Below are 1,595 nucleotides of genomic sequence, written 5' to 3' on the forward strand. Positions count from 1 at the left end.
TCGTGGTTCGCCGGCACCTTGGAGAGCCCCGGTGACCTGTTCACCGACGAGCGTGGGCGCCGGTTCAAGGAGTCCTTCGGTATGGCCTCCAGCCGCGCGGTGCGCAACCGCACCGCAACCGACACGGCCTACGAGCGCGCGCGCAAGGCCATGTTCGAGGAGGGCATCTCCTCGGCGCGGATGTTCATCGACCCCGAACGGCCCAGCGTCGAGGACGTCATCGACCAGATCGTGGCCGGCGTGCGGTCCAGCTTCACGTATGCCGGTGCGCGCACCGTCGAGGAGTTCGCTGAGCGAGCCGTCGTCGGGCTTCAGAGCACCGCGGGGTTCGCCGAGGGCCGACCGCTGCACACGTCCTGGTGAGGGCGCGGCACTGATGGTCGCGTCGGTCGAACCGCTGCGGGCACCCGTCGACCCGGACGAGGCTCTGCGCCGCATCGCCTTCCTGCTGGAACGCGAACGCGCCGGCACCTATCGCGTCGAGGCCTTCCGCAACGCCGTGGTCACCGTGCGCGAGACGCCCGCGGACGAGCTCGCCGCCCGCCACCGCGAGGGCACCCTGCAAGACCTGCCGGGCATCGGGAAGTCCACCGCCGCAGTGGTGAGCGAGGCTCTGGACGGCCGGCTGCCGGCATACCTGAACACGTTGCAGGACAAGGCAAAACCGCTTGTCAGCGGAGGCGAGACACTGTTCGCAAGGCTCAAGGGCGACTGCCACTCGCACTCGAACTGGTCGGACGGCGGCAGCCCCATCGAGGAGATGGTGCTGACCGCCGTCGAGCTCGGGCACGAGTGGCTGGTGCTGACCGACCACTCCCCCCAGCTGCGGGTGGCCAACGGCTTGACCGCGGAACGGCTCACCAAGCAGCTGCGGATCGTCGACGCGGTGAACGCCTCGCTCGACGGACAGTTCACCCTGCTCAAGGGCATCGAGGTCGACATCCTCGACGACGGTGCACTGGACCAGACCGACACGATGCTCGGTCAGCTCGACCTCGTGACCGCCAGCGTCCACTCCAAGCTCAAGATGAACCGGGCGCCGATGACCCGCCGCATGGTGGCCGCGGTGTCGAATCCTCGCGTGAACGTCCTGGGGCACTGCACGGGTCGGCTGGTCACGGGCTCGCGCGGGACGCGGGCGCAGTCGGACTTCGACGCCCGGGCCGTCTTCGAAGCGTGCGCGGAGCACGGCACGGCCGTGGAGATCAACAGCCGACCCGAGCGATGCGACCCGCCCGACGAGCTGATCGAGCTGGCGATCGAGCTGGGGTGCCTGTTCGCCATCGACTCCGACGCACACGCCCCCGGTCAGCTCGAGATGAAGGCGTACGGCTGCGAGCGCGCCGAGCGCCTGGGGGTGCCGCAGGACAGAATCGTGACGACCTGGGACGTCGAACGCGTGCGTACGTGGGCCGCCGCGGGCTGAACTGCCCCGTTTTGGATATCGGGGCACCCAACCCCTATGCTTTCCGAGTCCTCGACGGATCCGAGCGCTGGAGCGCTAGAGGCGAGGATCGGTCGAGAGTCCGGTCCCCATCGTCTAGCGGCCTAGGACCCCGCCCTTTCACGGCGGTAGCACGGGTTCGAATCCCGTT

General features: G+C 69.0%; 2 protein-coding genes. Both read left to right on the forward strand.

Annotated features, from left to right (window positions below; translation table 11 throughout):
• On the forward strand, positions 1–363 hold a 363-nt coding region (locus VIG79_RS04730), incomplete at its 5' end, for an IMP dehydrogenase (protein ID WP_331882774.1).
• 13 nt (positions 364–376) lie between these two features.
• Complete coding sequence (locus VIG79_RS04735) at positions 377–1,426, forward strand: PHP domain-containing protein (protein ID WP_331882777.1); 1,050 nt, start codon at positions 377–379, stop codon at positions 1,424–1,426.
• Positions 1,427–1,595 lie beyond the last annotated feature (169 nt).

The organism is Lapillicoccus sp., from assembly GCF_036559105.1.
Classification (GTDB): domain Bacteria; phylum Actinomycetota; class Actinomycetes; order Actinomycetales; family Dermatophilaceae; genus Lapillicoccus.

Excerpts from the sequence above, each read along its gene's own strand:
- VIG79_RS04735 (WP_331882777.1), top strand. The coding sequence starts at position 377 with ATGGTCGCGTCGGTCGAACCGCTGCGGGCACCCGTCGACCCGGACGAG.